The following is a 22477-nucleotide window of genomic DNA, read 5'->3' on the forward strand; positions in this document are numbered from 1 at the left end:
TATGTACAGCAGCTTAATTCAAAATCAGTTAGGTGTTATTTTAATAATTGCAAAAGTATTTGCAACTTTTGTATCGATTGTTTATACTATGGGTAATAGTAATTTAAATTTTCAAAAAATTATATTATTTGTGCATTTAGAAAATAAAAATAGTTGCGTCTTAGGGGGTATGATAAAATACACTGGGGTGAATTTAAATGGCTGAACAATCATTAAGAGATCGAATTATAGAAACATCGCTTCGCATGTTTGAAGCAAAAGGCTTTCACAAGGTGACTGTTGATCAGATTGTGAAAGAAAGTAAGACTTCGAAAGGTGGATTTTATCACAATTTCACGTCAAAAGATGAATTGCTTTATCTTATCCACGACCATTTTATTTCCTATGTCTTAGAACAAGGGAAAAAAGCAAACGAACAGTGGGATACGCCTACGGAGAGACTCCACGCGTTTATTAAGTCGTTTGTTTCCATGATTGATCTTTATAAATCAGAAGTAACGGTTTTCTATGAAGAGTACATGTATCTAGCTCCTGAATACATTAATGACATTAAGATAAAAAGGGATCAATATAAACAATTAATATTTAAGGTGATTCAGGATGGAATGGATTGCGGTGAATTTCGAGACCTGCCAGTCCCTATTATTTCGATGGCTATTTTCGGAATGGTGAACTGGACCTATAAGTGGTATAAACAGGATGGTCAATACTCAATTGAAGAAATTGCAGACATGTATGCCGATATTATCTTGCATTCATTATTGACTGAGGAAGCGAGGGAAAATCCCAAATTTTCAAAGTTCTTTCTGAAATCCTATCCGCAAGACTTTAAAACTCAGATGTTCTAAAGGGAAATAGTAATGCTAGTTGGTCAGGATTTGGACTGTTTGAAGGTGTCCTGTAAAGGCCTTTGTTTGATTCAGGGTCATGTAAAAGGGTTAGTTTAATTCAAAGACCAACTAGTTGGTCTCTTTAAAAAGGACTAACCTTCAACACGTTAAAAGGGTTTATTACTAAGGACCAACTAGTCGGTCTTGCGAAAAGGATAACCTTCAACACAATAAAAAGGTTTTTTATCTCTAAGACCAACTAGTCGGTCTTAGCTGAACTTAAGTTTAACGGATCTTCTTCGTCGTGTTCTCGTTCATAGAGATTTGAAAGTATGTCGAAATCAAACTGGCAGGAGTGTTTATTTATGATAAAAATGCTTGAATTACGAGAAATGATTAGATTAGTTAGCAAGTCTTCCATTCAAGAATTTAGCATAAAAAATAATGGAATCAGAATTACGATGATAAAACAGATTTCAAACCCCGGATTCACAGAAGAAACCGTTCAAACGGCATTCAACGAGGCGGCTACCACATTGGAACTAGGACCTCAAAATTCAGCCCGGGTTGTGCCAAAAATAGAAGATGAGGGATTTAAGGCAGCCTTGCACCAAATTGTTTCGCCTGTAATCGGTGTATTCGCTTCCACCTCTGGACAAGGTGGCCAACCGTATGTAACCATCGGTGATCATACCACAAAAGGCACTATTGTAGGTCATTGCAAAGTGGAAAAGTTAGATCTGGATCAGGAAATCATATCCGATGTAGAGGGAGAAGTGGTCGAGCTTCTTGTGGAAGACGGCGAGGTCGTGGAATACGGACAACCGCTATTTTTGGTGAAGTTAAAAAGCTAAGGGGGAAGGTCGAATGTTTAAAAAAGTACTGATCGCTAATCGTGGAGAAATTGCTGTTCGTGTCATTCGTGCATGTAAAGAAATGGGGATTCAAACCGTGGCCGTCTTCTCCGAGGCAGATAAAGAAGCCCTTCATGTAAAATTGGCAGATGAAAGTTTTTGCATCGGGCCGACTGCGTCAAAAGATAGTTATTTAAATATGACCAATATCATGAGTGTTGCCTTGGTATCCAATGTGGATGCCATTCATCCTGGATATGGATTTTTAGCGGAAAATGCTGATTTCGCAGAATTCTGTGCACGAAAGGATGTGACCTTCATCGGACCGGAAGCCGAAGCGATTAATAAAATGGGTGCGAAAGCGGTGGCAAGGGAAACGATGAAACGTGCCGGTGTTCCGACTGTCCCGGGTACAGAGGGGCTCGTCGACGATATAGAAGAAGCAGTAAAAGTTGCTAAAACAATCGGTTATCCGGTGATTGTCAAGGCCACAGCAGGTGGTGGTGGAAAAGGTATGCGGGTTGCGAATGATGAGGATGAATTGAGAAAAGCGATTCGCCAAGCGCAGAAAGAAGCTGAAACCGCATTTGGCAATCCCGGTGTTTATTTAGAAAAGTATTTAGAAGAGCCCCGTCATGTAGAAATTCAAATTATGGGCGATCAATACGGAAATGTGGTTTACCTAGGGGAGCGTGATTGTTCGATCCAACGCCGCCACCAAAAACTTGTAGAGGAAGCGCCATCCCCAGCTCTTGATCAGGAACTCCGTGAAAAAATGGGAGAGGCAGCTGTTGCTGCAGCTAAGGCCGTTAACTACCATGGTGCCGGAACCGTTGAATTCCTATTAGACAAACATGGCCAATATTATTTTATGGAAATGAATACCCGCATCCAGGTTGAGCACCCGGTTACGGAAATGGTAACAGGATTTGATTTGATTAAAGAACAAATTTCTGTCGCTGCCGGAAACCCGCTTTCATTTGAACAAAGGGATGTACAGATTAATGGTTGGTCGATAGAGTGCCGCATTAATGCAGAAAACCCTGCAAAGAACTTTATGCCATCTCCTGGAAAAGTAGAGGTCTATCTTCCACCAGGCGGGTACGGCGTCCGGGTCGATAGTGCCGTTTACCCAGGTTATCAGATTTCTCCATTTTATGATTCGATGGTAGCGAAAATTATTGTTTGGGGAAAGGACCGTGATGAAGCGATTCAACGGATGAAGCGTGCATTAGAAGAATTTGTGATCAGCGGTATTAAAACTACGATTCCGTTCCATCTGCAATTATTGGAGCATGAAGCTTTTGTTAAAGGCGATTTTAATACGAAATTTCTAGAATTACATCCGATTAAAATAGAAGATTAAACCCATTGAAAAAAAGGAGCGAAAGTCCATGTGGAAAATGCATGAAATTAGAGAAATGATTAAGTTGTTTGAAGAATCGGCGCTTGAGGAAATGAAAGTCGAACTAGAAGGATCAGAATCCAATATTTTTTTAAAAAAGCAAGCAGGGGCAACGATTCAATTAAGCAATGAAACTATCGAAACTGTAAAACCAAGCATGAAGCAGGAACCTGTTGCTGTAGCTGTTAAGGAGGCACCGGCCTCGATGAAAAAAGAAACAGTGAAGCCTGTTCAAGAAGAACGTCTGAAACCAGTTAATGCGGATGATTCAAGTTTAAAGAAAGTCGTTTCACCAATGGTTGGGACGTTTTACAATGCCTCATCGCCTGAGTCACACCCGTTTGTGAGAATCGGTGACAAGGTTGAGTCATCCACCGTCGTTTGTATTCTTGAAGCAATGAAGCTATTTAATGAAATCGAGGCGGAAGTAAGCGGTGAGATTGTCGATATTTTAGTTGAAAATGGCCACTTAGTCGAGCACGGCCAAACACTGTTCCTTGTGAAACCAGAATAGGATGATAGTTTCCTAGATGAAAGAGGGATCCCTAATGATAATAAATGCAAATATGGATGAAAAAGAAAAGCTAAATAAAGAAAATAGTGGGTTCGCTGAGTTCCCAGCTCCTTCTTTTAATGAGTGGAAACAAGCGGCGGTCAAGGCGTTAAAAGGGGCGTCATTTGAAGAGAAGCTTGTTACAACGACGTACGAAGGGATTGCCATCCAACCAATGTATACAAAAGAGGATATAATCGGAATTTCTCACCTTTCCTCATCACTCGGGACCGCTCCATTTGTACGCAGCACAAGGGAAATAGGAGAACAAAGAAAACCGTGGGAGGTCAGTCAAGAGCTGCCTTATGGCACACCTTCTGAATTTAATGAGGCGGTAAAAATCGACTTAACCCGGGGCCAGACGATGGTAAATCTTGTTCTTGACCGTGCTTCAGCATTGGGACAGGATCCGGATCAGGCAGCACCGGAATGCGTAGGGGATAAAGGGGTCTCTATTAGTTCTCTAGAGGATGTCAAAAAAGCCCTTGAGGGAATCAACCTTGAAAAAACGCCACTCTTTGTCCAAACAGGGATGGTGGGACTCCCTGTCTATTCGATAATTGTTGCAGAGGCAAGGCAGGCGGGAATGGATGTCCGTCAGCTGCGCGGTTGTGTGGGAATGGATCCATTGGGGACTTTGGCAAAGGAAGGAACATTACCAATTTCGCTGCAAAAAGCGTATGAATGGATGGCAAAACTCACCTTATGTTCCAAAGGCGAAACGCCGGAATTAAAGACGATTCTAATCCAGGCTGACCCTTATCACCAAGCTGGCGGAAATGCAGCGCAGGAATTGGCATTTGCATTGGCAACAGGGGTGGAATATATCCGGGAAATGCAGAACAGGGGATTGTCAATCGGAGATGTGGCCCAAAGCATGATTTTTACCTTTTCCGTTGGGTCCAATGTCTTTTTGGAGATTGCAAAGCTGCGTGCGGCACGCCTCCTTTGGTCAAATATTGTTGCTTCATTTGGCGGAAAGGAAGAAGAGCTGAAAATGTCCATTCACGCGCGCACATCTTCCTGGACAAAAACAGTATCCGACCCGTATGTAAATATACTGCGAGGAACAGCAGAGTCGTTCGCGGCTATTATTGGCGGGGCAGATAGTCTTCATGTGTCACCGTTTGATGAAGCCGTTCGAACACCTGATGAATTTTCTCGTAGAATCGCACGAAATACGCAAATTATTTTAGATAAAGAGGCACACCTCTCAAAAGTGGCAGATCCAGCAGGTGGGTCTTGGTACGTGGAATCCCTTACCGATTCACTTGCCAAACAGGCTTGGCAGTTATTCCAGCAAATTGAAGCGAGCGGTGGTATGTTCAATTCTCTTGAGAAGGGCGAGATTCAGGAACAAATAAATGCGATTGCGAATCAGCGATTTACCAATATCGCCCACCGCAAAGAACGCTTGGTCGGAACAAATATGTATCCGAATTTAACAGAAAAAAAGCTTTCTAAGAATGCGGAATCCGTTTATGAAGTACGTTGCAAAGAGGTACGCTCGTACCGGGAGACCGCCTCTCCAGAAGGGAAGGAAACGTTGCTTCAGCGATTGGGAGCCGAACAAAACCTAGAAAGTTTCTTAAACGTATTTCGTCAAGGGCTCACCATTGGGGAAGTGATGGATACTATTCAACAAAATAATCCAGATGTACCAAGCATCCAAGCGTTGCCTGCCCGCCGAGCATCAGAACAATTTGACTCCTTACGGGAACGTGCTGAAAGCTATAAAGACACTTATGGTTTTTATCCAAAGGTGTTCCTAGCTAATCTCGGTAAGCTTGCACAGTTCAAGCCAAGGGCGGATTTTGCAACGGTATTTTTTGAAGTCGGCGGTTTTGAAGTTCTTTCAAATAACAGATTTGAAACGGTAGATCAAGCTGTTCAGGCTACGGTAGAATCGGAGGCTTCGATTGTGGTCATTTGTTCTCATGATGACGTCTATGCCGATATGGTCCCAACGCTTGCAGGCGAACTGAAAAAGATGAATCCGGAGCTAACGTTATTATTAGCTGGTTCCCCAAGTTCCGAACATGCAGAATTGTTCAAGCAAGCTGGGGTAGATGAATGGATCCATATGAAATCAAATTGTTATCAAGTGCTGTTTGACCTTCAACAGCGGAAAGGGATTGGACAATGAGTAGAAATCCAGATTTTACGACCATTGCCTATAATGAAAACGCTCCATCTCTAAAAGGGAAGCCAATGGTTCAAACTTCATTCGAACAAGAAGCATGGCAGACGATGGAACAAATTGCTGTAAAGCCTTTCTATGAGGAAAAGGATTTGGCTGGGATGGAGCATCTTGATTATGTAGCCGGGATGGCCCCGTTCTTGCGCGGTCCTTATCCAACGATGTATGTCACAAAGCCTTGGACAATTCGCCAATATGCCGGATTTTCAACTGCTGAAGAAAGTAATGCTTTTTATCGCCGAAATCTTGCGGCCGGTCAGAAAGGACTTTCGATTGCCTTTGACTTAGCAACGCATAGAGGCTATGACTCTGATCACCCTCGCGTCGTCGGGGATGTGGGAAAAGCAGGTGTGGCTGTCGATTCGATTCTCGATATGAAGGTATTGTTTGATGGGATTCCACTTGATCAGATGTCGGTTTCAATGACGATGAACGGTGCAGTTCTGCCAATCATGGCTTTTTACATTGTTGCAGCTGAGGAGCAAGGGGTTGAGCAAGCGAAACTAACTGGAACCATTCAAAATGATATTTTAAAAGAATATATGGTCCGGAACACGTATATTTACCCGCCAGAAGCTTCAATGAAAATTATCGCCGATATTTTTGAATATACATCCAAAAATATGCCTAAATTTAACAGCATTAGTATTTCTGGCTACCATATGCAAGAAGCGGGTGCCCCAGCAGACATTGAGCTGGCTTATACATTGGCGGACGGCTTGGAATATGTTCGCACAGGGATAAAGGCCGGCATGGATATTGATACATTTGCGCCAAGACTATCATTTTTCTGGGCGATTGGCATGAATTATTTTATGGAAGTGGCGAAAATGAGGGCCGGACGGATGATTTGGGCGAAACTCATGAAACAGTTTAATCCGAAAAATGAAAAGACGATGGCACTCCGCACTCATAGTCAAACTTCGGGGTGGAGTCTGACCGCGCAAGATCCGTTTAATAATGTCACAAGGACCTGTGTGGAGGCAATGGCAGCGGCATTGGGCCATACACAGTCGCTTCATACGAATGCACTTGACGAAGCAATTGCGCTGCCAACGGATTTTTCCGCACGCATTGCCCGGAATACGCAATTGTTTTTACAGGATGAAACGGGAATTTGTAACGTCGTGGACCCATGGGGAGGTTCTTATTACGTCGAATCGTTAACGAAGGAACTTGTCGACCGTGCTTGGGAGCATATTCAAGAAATTGAGTCACTTGGCGGGATGGCGAAAGCCATTGAAACAGGATTGCCGAAGATGCGAATTGAGGAAGCCGCCGCTCGTCGCCAAGCACAAATTGATTCGGGGAAAGAATCAATCATTGGCGTCAATCAGTATCGGCTTGAGAAAGAAGATCCGCTTGAAATTCTTGAAGTAGACAATACAGCGGTTCGCGAAGCGCAACTTCGCAGATTAGAAGAATTGCGCATCAATCGTGATGAGGCATTAGTAAAATCAACCCTTGAGGCAATCACAAAATCGGCTGAAACTGGGGAAGGCAATCTGTTAGCTTTGGCGATTGAGGCCGCACGGGCAAGAGCAAGTCTTGGAGAAATATCGGACGCTTATGAAAAAGTGGTCGGTCGACATAAAGCGGTAATTCGTTCAATCTCCGGAGTCTATAGTGCAGAATTTGGCGAGAACGAACAAGTAGCCGTTGTAAGAGAAATGGCAGCTGAATTTGAACAACAGGAAGGAAGACGCCCAAGAATCATGATTGCAAAAATGGGTCAGGATGGCCATGACCGCGGCGCAAAAGTGATTGCTACGGCTTTTGCAGATTTGGGATTTGACGTCGATATTGGTCCGCTATTCCAAACGCCGGAGGAAACAGCAAGGCAAGCCGTTGAAAATGATGTGCATATCATTGGTATGAGTTCCCTAGCTGCTGGACATAAAACTTTATTGCCTCAATTAATCGAAGAATTGACGAAGCTTGGTCGTGAAGATATCGTTGTCGTTGCCGGCGGGGTCATTCCGGTACAAGACTATGAATATCTCAAAGAAAATGGAGCTGCAGCGATTTTTGGACCAGGTACTGTAATCCCTGTTGCGGCGCAAAAAGTATTAGAAGAAATTAACCGCCGACTTGAGGATGAAATGTAATCATGGATAACAATAAGATAAAGCCGGAATGGATCCCGGAAGGCGGGGGAAGGGAATATGCTTCCCGTGTAGTGAAGGGGGTGTCAACGGAGGAAAAGCAGGAAAAAGCGCCAATCGTCCCTCGCTCCCCCCGCCGGCGCCGGTTAAACGTCAGTGACTATGTTGAAGGTGTCCTTTCTAGGAACCGGACGGTCATTGCCCAAGCAATTACGCTCGTTGAAAGCAACCATCCGGCCCATATGGAGCTTGCACAGCAAGTGTTGAAAGCGCTCCTTCCGTATACCGGAAAGTCAATTCGTATTGGAATCAGTGGTGTACCTGGTGCGGGGAAAAGCACGTTGATCGAGAACTTTGGAACGATGCTTTGTAATCAAGGAAATCAGGTGGCTGTCCTCGCAGTTGATCCAAGCAGTTCCATTACGGGGGGAAGCATTCTTGGTGATAAAACAAGAATGGAAGAACTGTCGCGAAATCCCAATGCCTTCATCCGACCATCAGCAACAGGAGGAACTTTAGGTGGAGTCAATCGTAAAACACGGGAGACGATGCTAATTTGTGAAGCGGCAGGGTATGATGTGATCATCGTTGAAACCGTTGGCGTCGGCCAAAATGAAGTGACGGTCCGCTCGATGGTCGATTTCTTTCTATTGATTATGCTGACCGGTGGCGGAGATGAACTTCAGGGGATTAAAAAAGGGATAATGGAGTTGGCTGATGCGATCTTCGTCAATAAAGCCGATGGTGAAAATAAACAGCGTGCTTTAGCCGCAAAATCGGAATTTAACCGGATTCTGCATTTTTTACATCCAATTACAGAAGGATGGGCACCTAAGGCCTATATCTGTTCTGCTTTCACAGGGGAAGGAATGGCAGAAATGTGGCAGTTGATTAATGATTTCAAAGAGAAAACAACTGTGTCTGGAGTGTTCGGCAGGAGGCGGCAAAAACAAACCCTTGACTGGATGTATACAATGGTTGAGGATTACTTGCGGTCAAGCTTTTACAACAATTCAGAGATAAAAAGGATGCTGCCGGGAATTGAAACAGTAGTTCTTAATGGGGAAATTTCAGCAACAATGGCAGCAAAACAGTTATTAAAAACATATGAGGACCATTAAAGGAACATAAAGGGACGGGGAAATATCGGTTAAACCACCAAATCAAATTAGGAATTCAGATTAGAAGAAAGCAAGGTGAGTAACTTCAATGAGTACTATGTATGAAAAAATAAATGAGTTAATGGATAAAAAGTATAAAGTTGAGCTAGGCGGCGGGGATGATCGGATTGAAGCCCAACATAATCGCGGCAAGCTAACTGCTAGGGAACGTATTGATCTGCTCTTAGACGAAGACACATTTGTCGAATTAAATCCATTTATTCAACATCGAGCCACAAACTTTGGAATGGATAAAATTGAAGCCCCAGGGGAGGGCGTCGTCACTGGTTACGGAAAAATTAATGGCCGAATTGTTTATGTGTTTTCACAGGATTTTACCGTTTTCGGAGGGGCGCTTGGTGAAGCACATGCGCTGAAAATTTCGCGCATTATGGACTTGGCGGCCAAAAATGGAGCACCGATCATTGGTTTGAACGATTCAGGAGGCGCACGAATTCAAGAAGGAGTCGAGGCACTTGACGGCTATGGCCATATTTTTTATCGCAATGCGATTTATTCTGGAGTCGTTCCGCAAATCTCTGTTATTTTAGGACCATGTGCCGGTGGAGCCGTTTATTCACCGGCGATTACCGATTTTGTGTTTATGGTCGAAAAGACAAGTCAGATGTTTATTACCGGTCCAAAGGTAATTGAAACAGTAACAGGAGAAAAAATTAGCTCTGAAAACCTTGGCGGAGCAAGTGTTCACTCAAGTATAAGTGGTGTAGCACATTTTACTGCAGAATCTGAACCCGAAATTTTAAATGACGTTAGAAAGCTAATCAGCTTTCTGCCGCAAAATCAGTCGGAACAACCACCGGTTGTAGAAGCAGAAAAAGACAATGGCTGGAGTGATGAAATCATTGATCTCGTACCGATTGAAGGGACAAAGGTTTATGATGTGTGCAAAGTGATAGAAGAGGTCGTCGATCATGGGGAATTCATGCAAGTTCAACAAAACTTTGCGAAAAATATTGTCGTTGGATTTGGCCGTATTGATGGTCACAGTGTGGGAATTGTAGCGAATCAACCGAAAGTGATGGCGGGGGGATTAGACATTAACTCGTCTGATAAATTGTCCAGATTTATCCGCTTCTGTGATTCATTTAATATTCCTTTGATCACGTTTGAAGATGTTACAGGTTTCTTTCCTGGAATCAACCAGGAGCATGGCGGAATTATCCGTCATGGTGCGAAAATTCTCTACGCTTATTCGGAGGCAACGGTGCCGAAAATTACCGTTATTCTAAGAAAAGCCTTCGGAGGAGCCTATGTTGCTTTGAATTCGAAATCAATTGGCGCCGATATGGTTTACGCATGGCCAAACGCAGAAGTTGCAGTAATGGGACCTGAAGGAGCAGCGAATATCATCTTTGCGAAAGAAATTGAACAGAATGAAGACCCAGCGGCAATGAGAGCCCAAAAAATCGCTGAATATCGCGAAACTTTCGCGAATCCATACCAAGCAGCATCAAGAGGCATGGTCGACGACGTCATCGACCCACGTGAAACCCGAAAAAAACTCAAAGAATCCCTTGAAATGCTACGGACGAAAAAAGAAACAAGACCTGCGAAGAAGCATGGGAATATCCCACTTTAGCGACAACTAGTCGGAGAGAGCCGAGCCAAGGGGACGGTTCTCAGAGCCAAGGGGACGGTTCTTGTGGCTTTTTTGAAGGAGGGAATGGACCCAGGAGAATCGTCCCCGTGTTTATCTTATTTTGATTTATTTTCATTATAACCCCAATTTGATGAGAAGAATGGCTATATCCTAGTTTGCCTTTTGTAACGATAAGTAGGACCAAAGCGAGTATTGCTAATCCAATAGTGAAAGACAAATCTGAACTTTTTATAGAAGAGTTTGCAATTGAAAACCCACAATACCTTTTAGAGAAAAATCGAAAACTTAATTTTTGTTTTTAGTACTGATGGTAACCCTGAATAAACACTGAAAAAGTGAATCTGTTACAGTTGAAAAAAATAACACCTACAAATGTTGATATATCAATGTTTGTAGGTGTTAGTTGCAGTCTGATAAAATGTGCGTTCTTGAATGTAATTAAATCAGGGATTTCTCAGATTCCTTCGTATAATGCAGTACTTGATCAAGTTTACCATTTTTTAGTTTTACTGCCCATTCTGAATCAGCTAGCAGCGCACGGCCGACTGCTACATAGTCAAATTCGCCTGCTTTGATTTTTTCATCTATAATTTTGAGATTGTCTACAATTGTTACATGATCATTATCCTGATTGCTCAAATATGCACGGTTAATTCCCACAGAACCGACCGCAATCGTTGGCTTTTTAGTAATTCGTTTAGTCCAGCCGGCTAAGTTTAAGGATGGATCTTCCTCTTTAAATTCAGGTTCCCATATACGTCTTGTAGAGCAATGGAAAATATCTACTCCAGCTTCAACCAAGGGGGTGAGCAATTGTTCAAGCTCAATAGAATTCTTAGCCAATTTAGCTTGATAATCGGTTCCTTTCCATTGTGAATAACGAAAGACAATTGGAAAATCAGGTCCGACTTCTTTCCTGCAAGCACGAACAATATCTGCCGCGAATTTTGTCCGCTCTCCTATATCCCCACCGTATTCATCGTTTCGCTTATTCGTTAATTCCCAAAAAAATTGATCAATTAAGTATCCATGCGCTCCATGCAATTCAATTCCATCAAAGCCGATGGATTTGGCATTTGAAGCAGCTTCGGCGTATGTATCAATCATTTCAATGACTTCTTCTTCCGTTAAAGCCTTTATTTTTTCACTTCTGTGGCCTTTTAAAGTAAAACCAGACGGACTCACAGGAGGCGCGTCAATATTTGGTTCACTACCTGCTTTTCGTGCTGCACCTACATGCCATAATTGTGGTATGATTTTGCCACCTGCTTGGTGGACTTCATTAACTACCTTTGCCCAGCCACTTAAGGCGTCCTCACCATAAAAACGGGGAATATCGGCACTCATTGCTGCAGCTGGGTGGTTGATCGCTGTTCCTTCAGTTATGATGAGCCCAATCCCATTCTCTGCACGTTTGCGGTAATAGTGTGCAACATTTTCCCCTGGGACCCCTTTTGGCGAAAAGATTCTTGTCATTGGGGCCATCACTAATCGGCTTGCTAAGATTTCATTTCCGAACGGTACAGATTGTAACAAAGTATGTCCTGCGTACTTTTTATCCAAGGCGAGCACTTCCTTCCATTAATAGGTATTATCTTGTTTCTTTAATTCTACAATTCCACTATACAAATATAAACTGATAAGTCTTATGTATTTACTTATATCTAAACATTGAGTTTTCTTTTCCCATTAGTCGGAAGGGATGTAAGGTTTTGTGGATTGATTAAACTACTAAATTTATATTTTATCATTCTGAGGGATCTCCATTAATAATGTAGATCCCTTTAAAAATTAAAACCAATTGAATACCAAGTTAAGATGTTCAAGTAAGCTAGGCTCAATTAATGTATACGATCCACCTTGTGAAATCTTAAAATCGATTCCTGGGGTCAAGCTCAAGGAACCTGAGCGGAAACGTGAGTCAACGATGTGCTACGGCGCAGGAGGAGGTCTAATGTGGATGGAAGAAGATACAGGTACCTGGATCAACGTTGCCAGAACAGCTTCTTGAAACAAGCGCTACCATCATTAGTACAGGCTGTCCATATTGTTTAACCATTATCAGCGATAGAACGAAAGCAAAAGAAGTAGAAGATAATGTACAAACATTAGATGTGTTAGAAATTCTTGAAAAATCGTTACTATAAATTCGTTATAAATGATCATGAATAATTTAACGATACGTTACGACTTGTTAAACGATACGAGGACAAAAAGAAAAACAAAAAGAAAAATAAATTAAAAATAAAAACAACAACAAAAAAACTAACAGCTCCCCATCCCAAATGACACGTTTCCAAAAAATATTCAAATAAAATGGATTTAAAAATAAGTATGTATGTTGTAGTTATAAAAACTTTTAATACACTCACCAACGATCAATGTTTGTGAGTGTTTTTGTATGGAAAAATGTGTGCAGCATACAGTTTTTTATTTAACAGTCCTACAAAAATATCTTGTCACAAATCATTCACATGTTTATAAATAGCAGCCTGTCCTTTTTCCGACTTACCTCATATATAAACGGTGAAAGGTATTTTACTAGTTGAAAGGATTGTGGTTGAAGATGGCAAAGTATCGAATGGTGCGTACGGATTTTTGGAAGTGTCCGATTGTTTTAGAAGAGATGACCCCTGAGGATAAGTATTTTTACCTCTATCTGCTTACGAATTCAAATACCACTCAAATTGGGATCTATAAGATTACTAAGAAACAAATGGCTTTTGATTTGGGTTATTCGATTGAGGGTGTTCATGCCTTAATGGAACGATTCATCCATCATCACCAGTTGATTCGTTACAATCCCGAGACAAGAGAGCTTGCCATTAAAAACTGGGGGAAAGAGAATCTGCATAAAGCTGGAAAACCGGTTATGGATTGTATTTTGACCGAATTAAAGGATGTCGAGGATCACTTTTTGATTGAATATGTTGCGGAATCCATACAGAGACAGGATATTCGTAGTTTGAATGAATCTTTTTGCGGGACCAAAGAGATGTTTTCTGACAAGAATGAATTGGATCAAGATGAACCTGATAGATACATAGAACAAGAATATCGAGAGCTTAACGATGTGTTAGGTTTGGCGAGCAAGCAGAACAACATCCAAATAGTAAAAACAAACCAACCATAGAAAACACATTCCAAACTAATCAAGAAAATGTAAAAGAAATTATTGAGTTCTGGGACTCAAATGGATTCGGTTTTAATAATGTGAATGCGAAACAGCAGCTGTTATCTTGGTTAGATGATTCGAGCTTTTTACATCCGAAAGATGTGATTTTAATGGCGCTGAATATTGCCTGTGCCAATAACAAGCGAAGGCTGAATTATGTGGTGGGGATTCTGAAAAACTGGGAAAACGAATCTTTACTGACTGTTGAAGAAATTGATTCCTATCAGGAAAACCAAAAGCCGGTTAATAAGAATAGGCAGGCAACTGATTGTGTTCCAGGCGGAAGACCTTTCCCTGGTAAATTTGTACTTGATCTAACGGATGGTGAAGAGTGATGAGTATTGCTGAAAAAACGTTTTTAGGAAGCTTGATGAAAGAAGAGTACTTACTCAAGGATACGGTAATTCAACCAAAAGAAAGTATAAAATGATACTTTCTTTTGGTTGAATCATTTGAGAATCAAATTTTCGAGGATCTGCCAATCTGATTCTTTATGTAAATAAGATTACAAATGTAACTATATCAAAGAAAATTTAATTTTTATATAGTATAATAACACTGAAAGGTACAGAATATTTTTTATTATCTGAATGATATGATTTATTAAAATTAATTGCAAATTAGTATTTATTGTTTTTAGGATTCATTAGCTACTTCCGAAGTGAAAACAAAAAGAAAATTTTCAAAAAAAGTATTATAAATATTAAGATGGAGGAGAGGTAGTTGAATCCTAAAATAGATGATAGAGTCAAAAGAACAAGGAAATCATTTAAAGATGCCCTTTTAAAGTGTCTCTCAGAAATAAAGTTTGATACAATAACAATCTTTGAGCTTTCTAATCAAGCAGGTTATAACCGCGTGACATTCTACTCCCACTATCAAGATAAGTATCAATTATTAGAGGAGTTAATCACTGATATTTTGGACGGGTTCGATCGTGAAATTGCAAATGCCAAAATAAATGATGTACAAGATCCATTAACGCAACCTAGTACAATTGCAATGTTTCAATATATTTATACGAATTCAAATTTCTTTCAATTAATGTTAAGTAACAAAAGAGTTCCTGGATTCATACCGCGATTTATTCAATCTTTGTTTGATCTATACAAGGATACGGTTAAGCCTGAAAAAGAGGAAATTGATAATGTTATGTATTTGTATTATGTGTCAGGGGCAACTTTTGGAGTTATAAGCCATTGGGTTACGACTGGATTTAAATATTCACCAATTTTTATGGCAGAGCAATTGACACAAATTGTATTTCAAAGACCGCAAAAAATTTTATTTAAAAATGAAACTAATTTACATTTGAAACTTAATGAAGAAAAAATCGATAAAAGAATAGTTAGAACAAAAAGTAATTTCAAAGCATCATTATTAAAATTAGTATCTGAAAAGAATTTTGAAAGTATAACAATTACCGAAATATGTGAAGAGGCAAAATACAATAGAGCAACCTTTTATTCACATTACGAGGACAAGATAGATTTAGCTTCAGAGCTAATAGACGAAGTAATACAAAACTTAATTTGCAAAATGAATACTTTAAACGATATATCTGAAAATAATGATGAACAAGTTAAGTCAATCATTTATCTATTTTCTTATATACAAAAGCATAAGAAATTTTTTGAAATTATGTTAAATGGTAAAACGATTCCGGGCTCATTATACATAATTAGGGGACATCTCCAAGAGTTTTTTCGGAAAAAAGTTGATATTCTAAAGGATTATTCCTATACTGTTGAATGGGAAATTTTCCTAGCTTATATTACATCTGCAACCCTTGGCGTCATTTCTGGCTGGGTTTATAGTGGAACGAAACAAACACCATCCTATATGGCAGAGCAATTATATTTAATATTAAAATATAAACCTATACCAAAATAGTATCATGTATAAAAAACTTTTCTGGTTACCAGAAAAGTCTTTTTATACATTTTTTTTGATTATGTAAATTTTCATTGTTTATTTTTACAGATGCATTATATCTGTATGTTACATAACAAATCCAACAAATCTGTATATTGATAATATTCTGGATAAAAAATAGTATTAAGTTATGTAAGTGCTTACATAATTGAAAAGGAGGAGAAAATGAATGTCTTTTGATTATATTATTTTTGAAAAATCCGAAAGGCTTGCAGTTATTACCTTAAATAGACCGCAAGCAATGAATGCTATTAATAGTCAGATCTGGATGGAAATTGGAACCGCTATTGAGGAGTTTAACAATGACCCCGAATTATGGGTAGCTATTATTACAGGAGCTGGGGATCGGTCATTTTGTGCGGGAGCAGATTTGAAAGAAGTGGCAAGTGGAGGTTTTAAAATTTCGAGTGAAATGGAGAAATGGGGATTTGCAGGTATTACCCAGCATTATGTTTCCAAACCGATTATTGCAGCAGTTAATGGTTTTGCTTTAGGTGGTGGAACAGAAATTGCACTTGCTTGTGACTTAGTTGTTGCATCTGAAAAAGCGACGTTTGGATTACCTGAAGTTAAGAGGGGAATTATCGCAGGGGCTGGTGGATTATTACGTTTGCCAAAACAAATTCCCCTTAAGGTAGCGATGAATGCAATATTGACTGGAAATCCTTTAACTGCGAATGAAGCTAAGCATTGGGGATTAGTAAATGAAGTTGTTCCACATGAGCAAGTTCTTGAAGTTGCTAAAAAACTAGCAAATGAAATCATCCAAAATGCACCAGTCGCAGTGAGAGCAAGTAAAGATATTGTTTATCGAAGCTTAGACTCTACTATTACATTTCCTCCTAATGCATGGGAAATTAATGAGGACTATTCTACGACAGTAATGAATAGTCAAGATGCAAAAGAAGGTCCACGAGCCTTTGCTGAAAAAAGAAGCGCTGTTTGGTCAGGAAAATAGAGAAAAGAGGGAAGTGTTAATATGACTGCTAAATCTTCGATCGTTGGTCTAGGGATTACAGAAATGGGAAAAATTTATGGGAAAACTTCTACAGATTTTGCCGCTGAAGCTATAAGATTGGCAATTGATGATGCTGGTATGAAAGTCGAAGAGATTGATGGTTTATTAATTAATAGCGGTGTGACAGGTGAACTTGGAATAGGACTAGAAAAAAAACTTGGGTTAAGAGATTTAAAGTTACTAAATCACATGAATTCATACGGTTCTACAGCGGGTGCCATGATTCAGTTTGCGATAATGGCATGTGAAAGTGGAATGGCAAATGCTGTTGCCTGTGTATTTGCAGATGCGCCGCTCGTTCCAGCAAGTTCGGTAGGAAGCAGTTATGCTACAGCTGGCAATACCAAAGGACTAGATTCTATCAATAGTGCTTATGGTCTATTTGGCGCACTTCCTTATTATGCGATGGCTGCAAGAAGACATATGGAATTGTATGGAACTACGAATGATCAATTAGGCGCTATAGCAGTATCACAAAGAAAATGGGCACAAATGAATCCCAGAGCTCAAATGAAAAAAGACATGACAATAGAAGACTATCATACTTCCCGTAAGATAGCCGATCCATTTCATTTATTTGACTGTTGTCTCGTTTCAAATGGAGGAGTTGCAGTTATCGTAACTACAGCTGAACGAGCAAAGAATTTAAAGCAGAAACCAGTCAATATATTAGGATGGGGACAAGGCCATCCTGGTGACAGAGCAGATAAGGATGTTAGAACAGGTGCAGAGGAAAGTGGTAAAACAGCTATGAGCATGGCAGGAGTAAAACCTGAGGATATTGACATTTGTGAAATCTATGATTGCTTTACTTACACTGTATTAGTAACACTAGAAGACTACGGATTTTGTGAAAAAGGAGAAGGTGGTGCATTTGTGGCGGATGGTAGATTAGGACCAAACGGGTCACTGCCAACCAATACTGGGGGTGGACAGTTATCAAGTTATTATATGTGGGGAATGACACCACTTTCCGAAGCGATTATTCAGGCAAGGGGACAGGGAGGAGAAAGACAGGTTGATAAAAATGACCTTATTCTCGTCAGTGGTAATGGAGGTATTTTAGACTATCATTCCACACTGATATTAAGTTCAAACCATCATTAAATAGTAGAGTTGAAAGGAGAAAGAGTATGGTAAAAAGTGAACGAGATTTAAGTATACCATCACCAATTCGTGATGAGAATTCAAAAATTTATTTTGATGCTGCGTCAGAAGGAAGATTAATGATAAAGCATTGTACAACCTGTAATGTATACGCAGCACCAGTAGAAAGATACTGTGGAAAGTGTTTAACAGAATTACAATGGGAAAAAGCATCAGGAAAAGGCAAGGTGTTTAATTGGACTATAATTCATCAGGCAGCTCACCCAGGCTTTATGAATGAAACTCCTTATGTTATTGGAACAATTGAATTAGAAGAAAATGTAAGAATATTTGCAAAAATTCCTGATGTTAATCCCGAAGAATTGCATATTGGAATGGAAGTAAATGCAGAATTTAAGCGATGGCCAAATGGAGAATATCTACCCGTTTTTGTTCGATCAAAATAAACGCTAGAAATAATTAGTAGTAACAAAAAAATTTAGAGGGGATGTTTTTCATTTGAGTAACAAATTAGAATCATATATTCGTCCTAATTCAGTAGCTGTAATTGGAGCTTCTACAAGGAAGGGTTCAATCGGAAATACTACAATCAAAAATTTTAAAGACTTAAATTTTAAAGGAAAAGTATATGGAATTAATCCTAGATATGATGAGATTGAAGGTTTTCAGTGCTTTGGATCATTAACTGATGTTCCAGCAGAAATAGATGTAGCGATTATTGCAGTTGCAAGCCATTTGGTTGAAGCTGCAATTCGGGATTGTGTTACAAAGAGAGTAAAATTTGTTGTTATCTTTTCTTCCGGCTTTGCAGAAAAGGGAGAGGAAGGATTACAAAAACAAAATGAAATCCTTCGATTATGTAAAGAAAATGACATTCGGGTTGTCGGTCCCAATACATTAGGTGCATTTAATATTAAAGATCAAATCTTTTTGAGTTTCACTCCAGCAACAATTGATGGTATCTCTGGGGAAATCGGGATTGTGTCACAAAGTGGTGCAACTGGATCAATTATTATGGGAATGGCCATGGAAGAGAAACTTGGTGTTACTTATACCCTAACAACTGGTAATCAAATGGATTTAAATACAATTGATTTTATGGAGTTTTTAATTAGTGATGAAGATACCAAGATTATTGGTACTTACTTAGAGGCAGTTCCTGATGGCGACAAGCTTCGAGATTTGGCAGACAAGGCATTGGTCGAACATAAACCGATTGTTATGTTAAAAACAGGGCGTTCCGAAGCTGGACAAAAAGCAGCACTATCACATACTGCATCGTTAACAGGCTCAAGTAGGGTCTTTGAAATGGTAACATATCGTCATGGTATAACACTAGTTAATGGAATAGATGGAATGGTCGATGCATTGAAAGTATTTAGAAGTGGAAAAAGACCAGCAGGAAATCGTGTTGCAACTGTTGTTATTTCAGGTGCTACAGGCATTATGGTAGCGGATAAATTAGAGGATCATGGGCTTAAAATGGCAACTTTGTCACAGGAAACTCAAAATAAATTATTAGAAGTGGTGCCTAGTTATTGTTCTGTATTAAATCCTGTTGATATTGGGCAAACGCTATTAGATAATCCTATTTTATATAAGCATTGTATTGAAACACTAGTAGAGACGGATGAAGTAGATATTGTCATTCTTCATTTACCAATTGGAATTGAAAAATTTGCTTACGATATCATTGAAGTAGCAAAGGGTACCGACAAACCAATCATTGTCATGCATACATGCCCTGAACAAGTAATTGGGAATGTAAGAAAAATTTTAAACGAAAATTATATACCAGCATACAATTCAATTGAAAGTGCTGCAGAAGCAGCCAGTCATTTGGTTTTTTATGAGGACGCTTACAATAATTATCAGATCAATAGATTAACATTTGGCGAAGACCAATCTAAAGTTACATTTGATTTTGATTTAAAAGGACAAACTGTTACAGAGCCACAAGTGAAAAGTATTCTTAACCAAATGAATATCCCTACACCAAAGGGAGTTGTCATCAATGATGTAACAAAATTAATTGATCAGTCAAAACATCTAACATATCCTCTTGTTGCAAAAATTGTTTCGCCTGAAATTACACATAAGAGTGATGCTGGTGGAGTTGTCTTAGGAATAAAGGATTTAGATTCACTAATGAACGCTTTTCATACAATTATTCAAAATGCTAAGGAATATGCTCCGAATGCAATTATAGAAGGTGTATTAATTGAAGAAATGGTAGAAGGACCTTTCCTAGAAGCATTTATTGGTGTTAAAAAAGATCCGATTTTTGGTCCAGTGATTTTATGTGGTTTAGGTGGCATTTATGTTGAGATTATGAAAGACGTTTCACAAAGTCTCGCACCGATTTCAAGACAAGATGCATTAAGAATGATCCAACAATTAAAGAGCTATCCACTGTTTACTGGTGTACGCAATGGACTTAAGTATAATGTCGAGGGATTTGCGGAAGTATTAGTAAATTTATCTAATTTAGCGGTGAATTTAGAAGGGAATTGGACTGAGCTGGAAATCAATCCACTTATTGTTTTTGAAGAAGGTAAAGGGGTTATGGCACTGGATGGTTTACTTACTTTTGCTTCAAGTGAAAAAACAAAAGATGGTGTACTTCAATAGCTTCCATTCGCAGTAAATTTGTTTTTGAAGTTTTAGTACGGAGCAGCAAAAGGTATGCTGCTCCTATCCCGAAAATATAATGAAAAATTTCTTAAACAATTCGAAAAGGGGGCAATACAATGGAAGTTAAAAGACCATGGTTTAGCTATTTAGGACTACTGTTTGGTACGTTTGTTGTAATCGAGGCAATGGCATTTCAGATTCCTGCAATGCCTGTTCTAACAGCAGAATTTGGTATACCCGTTGCGATAGCAGGATTAATCAGTTTATTTTACTATATGGGGCATACGGTTTTTGCACCAATGTTTGGAAATATTGCAGATAAAGTTGGGAGAAAAAAGATTATCATGCTCGGTCTTACGATATTCATCGCAAGTGAATTTATGGCTGCTCTTAGTATTAATTTTCCAATGTTTCTAGCAGCTAGATTAGCCCAAGGGATTGGTGCAGCATGTGTTGTTCCAGCTAGTCTAGCATATGCATCGTTTTTATTTCCCGCTGAAAAGCGAGGAATGCCGCTAGGAATTGCAGCAGCCATAGGGACGTTAGGCGCAGCTGCAGGAGGAATACTTGGCGGATTGTTAATCAAAAGTTTTGGCTGGCAGAGTATTTATTTAGTTAGTGGTACTTTGTCTATATTAGGTATGATTCTAATTTACTTTACTCTTCCAGATACACCTAAAAGAGAATCTAATAAATTTGATTATGCTGGATCAATTTTATTATTCTTATCGGTTGGTCTTCTCCTTTCCGTTACTACATTAATAGCTAATCTTGGAATAAGTTCCCCTTATACTATAATAGCTATGATAACAGGATTAATTTTCATTATTAGTTTTGTATTGGTAGAAAAAAGAAAATCAAATCCATTAATAAATTTAAGCTTTTTGAAAAATAGAAAATTTATTATTCCACTATCGATGGTATTTATAATGGGTATTTGTTACCAAGGGATTCTTTATACAAATGCGTTTTTTGTGACTTCCAAACCTGGTGGTGGACCAGAATTGTCAGGTATGATGACGATGTATGTATATCTTGCAGGTGCGGTTGCTGGTTTAATCGGTGGAAAGCTAGTTGATATCTTGAAATCAAAGACAGTGATATTAACTAGTGTGGTCATCTTTATAGTGGGAACCATTATGTATTCGACCTATTCTTCGTCAACTCCATTTTGGTATATCGTCACCACAGTTGTTGTTATTGTGTTCGGATTTTGTATGATGGCACCAGCATGTATGAAAATGGCGCTGTCCGTTATTCCTGAAAAAGAATTAAGTGGAGGCTCTGGAACATACACAATGATTCGTGATTTAGGAAATCCAACTGGTCAAACAACGATGTTGGCCGTTTTTGGAACACTATCAGCGTCTTCCTTGGCGGGTGCCCTAAGAGATCAGGCGGAGAAAGCGGGTGTAGGTTCATCCCTTACGTCTTCTGTTGAAAAGGCAGGCTTATCAGGTGGGGCAAATGTTGATTCAGCGTTAACAGACAAACTTACAGAGTTAGGTATTACTTTCCAACAAATATTAGATGCCGCTAAATTAGAAGGAATGGTATCTGCATTAAATACCTTAAGTTACTTGGTTATTGTATTAGCGATTATTGTCTTTGGCATTACATTTTTCTTACCGAAGAGCCCAAGTAAAAGTAAGGAAAGTGTAATCAATAGTCCACAGATTCCTGTTGAAGAAAGCAAGATGTAATTTAGAATATGGTCTATATCAAGGTCAAATGTATTTGATTATTATTAGAATATATTGTTTATCAACGTTTCTTACACTATGTAAGGAGCGTTTTTTTTATTTTTCCCCGAAAAAACGGGCAGTGTCAATTCTGTCACAAATCATTCACAAATTTATAAAAAGCACCCTGTCCATTTT

Annotated in this window: 15 protein-coding genes and 2 pseudogenes; 16 read left to right on the forward strand and 1 reads right to left on the reverse strand. The window is 39.4% G+C overall.

Translation table 11 applies throughout. The annotated features are described in order from the left end of the window. The first annotated feature begins 197 nt into the window (after positions 1–197). The 8 genes from V7108_RS08450 (at position 198) to V7108_RS08485 (ending at position 10707) form a co-directional block, all read left to right on the forward strand. Positions 198–848: a TetR/AcrR family transcriptional regulator gene (locus V7108_RS08450; protein ID WP_335517238.1), complete on the forward strand. Its 651-nt coding sequence runs from the start codon at positions 198–200 to the stop codon at positions 846–848. Between the two features lie 347 nt (positions 849–1195). After that, positions 1196–1684 carry a biotin/lipoyl-containing protein gene (locus V7108_RS08455; RefSeq protein ID WP_335517240.1) on the forward strand — a complete coding sequence of 163 codons (489 nt, stop codon included), beginning with the start codon at positions 1196–1198 and terminating at the stop codon, positions 1682–1684. Between the two features lie 13 nt (positions 1685–1697). Then, on the forward strand, positions 1698–3050 hold the full coding sequence (gene accC / locus V7108_RS08460) for an acetyl-CoA carboxylase biotin carboxylase subunit (RefSeq protein ID WP_335567888.1): 1353 nt from the start codon (positions 1698–1700) through the stop codon (positions 3048–3050). A gap of 28 nt (positions 3051–3078) precedes the next feature. Then, positions 3079–3603 (forward strand): acetyl-CoA carboxylase biotin carboxyl carrier protein, encoded by a 525-nt coding sequence (gene accB / locus V7108_RS08465; RefSeq protein WP_335567889.1) that lies wholly within the window; start codon positions 3079–3081, stop codon positions 3601–3603. Positions 3604–3637: 34 nt separating this feature from the next. Then, positions 3638–5788 carry a methylmalonyl-CoA mutase family protein gene (locus tag V7108_RS08470; protein ID WP_335567890.1) on the forward strand — a complete coding sequence of 717 codons (2151 nt, stop codon included), beginning with the start codon at positions 3638–3640 and terminating at the stop codon, positions 5786–5788. Continuing rightward, positions 5785–7950 carry a methylmalonyl-CoA mutase gene (gene scpA, locus V7108_RS08475; protein WP_335520307.1) on the forward strand — a complete coding sequence of 722 codons (2166 nt, stop codon included), beginning with the start codon at positions 5785–5787 and terminating at the stop codon, positions 7948–7950. Before V7108_RS08470 ends, scpA begins: the two co-directional genes overlap by 4 nt. Before the next feature lie 2 nt (positions 7951–7952). After that, complete coding sequence (meaB, locus tag V7108_RS08480; protein ID WP_335520310.1) at positions 7953–9068, forward strand: methylmalonyl Co-A mutase-associated GTPase MeaB; 1116 nt, start codon at positions 7953–7955, stop codon at positions 9066–9068. A gap of 97 nt (positions 9069–9165) precedes the next feature. Then, positions 9166–10707 carry an acyl-CoA carboxylase subunit beta gene (locus tag V7108_RS08485; RefSeq protein WP_335568137.1) on the forward strand — a complete coding sequence of 514 codons (1542 nt, stop codon included), beginning with the start codon at positions 9166–9168 and terminating at the stop codon, positions 10705–10707. Positions 10708–11166: 459 nt separating this feature from the next. Here V7108_RS08485 and V7108_RS08490 read toward each other — a convergent pair whose 3' ends face one another. After that, positions 11167–12291 carry an NADH:flavin oxidoreductase gene (locus V7108_RS08490; protein WP_335567891.1) on the reverse strand — a complete coding sequence of 375 codons (1125 nt, stop codon included), beginning with the start codon at positions 12289–12291 and terminating at the stop codon, positions 11167–11169. Positions 12292–12550: 259 nt separating this feature from the next. Here V7108_RS08490 and V7108_RS08495 point away from each other — a divergent pair. From V7108_RS08495 to V7108_RS08535, 8 genes and pseudogenes are all read left to right on the forward strand, one after another. After that, positions 12551–12875 (forward strand): annotated as a pseudogene (locus V7108_RS08495) (heterodisulfide reductase-related iron-sulfur binding cluster); the annotation flags it as partial. A 419-nt stretch (positions 12876–13294) separates the two neighbouring features. Then, positions 13295–14238, forward strand: a pseudogene (locus tag V7108_RS26985) (DnaD domain-containing protein). 388 nt (positions 14239–14626) lie between these two features. Then, the gene (locus V7108_RS08510; RefSeq protein ID WP_335567894.1) at positions 14627–15796 is read left to right on the forward strand and encodes a TetR/AcrR family transcriptional regulator; all 1170 of its coding nucleotides are present in this window, start codon (positions 14627–14629) and stop codon (positions 15794–15796) included. Positions 15797–16007: 211 nt separating this feature from the next. Beyond that, positions 16008–16796 (forward strand): crotonase/enoyl-CoA hydratase family protein, encoded by a 789-nt coding sequence (locus V7108_RS08515; protein WP_335567895.1) that lies wholly within the window; start codon positions 16008–16010, stop codon positions 16794–16796. A 21-nt stretch (positions 16797–16817) separates the two neighbouring features. Continuing rightward, the gene (locus V7108_RS08520; protein ID WP_335567896.1) at positions 16818–17963 is read left to right on the forward strand and encodes a thiolase family protein; all 1146 of its coding nucleotides are present in this window, start codon (positions 16818–16820) and stop codon (positions 17961–17963) included. A 26-nt stretch (positions 17964–17989) separates the two neighbouring features. Beyond that, positions 17990–18409 carry a Zn-ribbon domain-containing OB-fold protein gene (locus V7108_RS08525; RefSeq protein WP_335567897.1) on the forward strand — a complete coding sequence of 140 codons (420 nt, stop codon included), beginning with the start codon at positions 17990–17992 and terminating at the stop codon, positions 18407–18409. 52 nt (positions 18410–18461) lie between these two features. Continuing rightward, entirely contained in the window at positions 18462–20594 is a 2133-nt protein-coding gene (locus V7108_RS08530) for an acetate--CoA ligase family protein (protein ID WP_335567898.1), read from the forward strand. A 119-nt stretch (positions 20595–20713) separates the two neighbouring features. Next, positions 20714–22300: an MFS transporter gene (locus V7108_RS08535; protein ID WP_335567899.1), complete on the forward strand. Its 1587-nt coding sequence runs from the start codon at positions 20714–20716 to the stop codon at positions 22298–22300. Positions 22301–22477 lie beyond the last annotated feature (177 nt).

The sequence above is a fragment of the Neobacillus vireti genome (genome assembly GCF_036962345.1).
Lineage (GTDB): Bacteria > Bacillota > Bacilli > Bacillales > Cytobacillaceae > Neobacillus > Neobacillus vireti_A.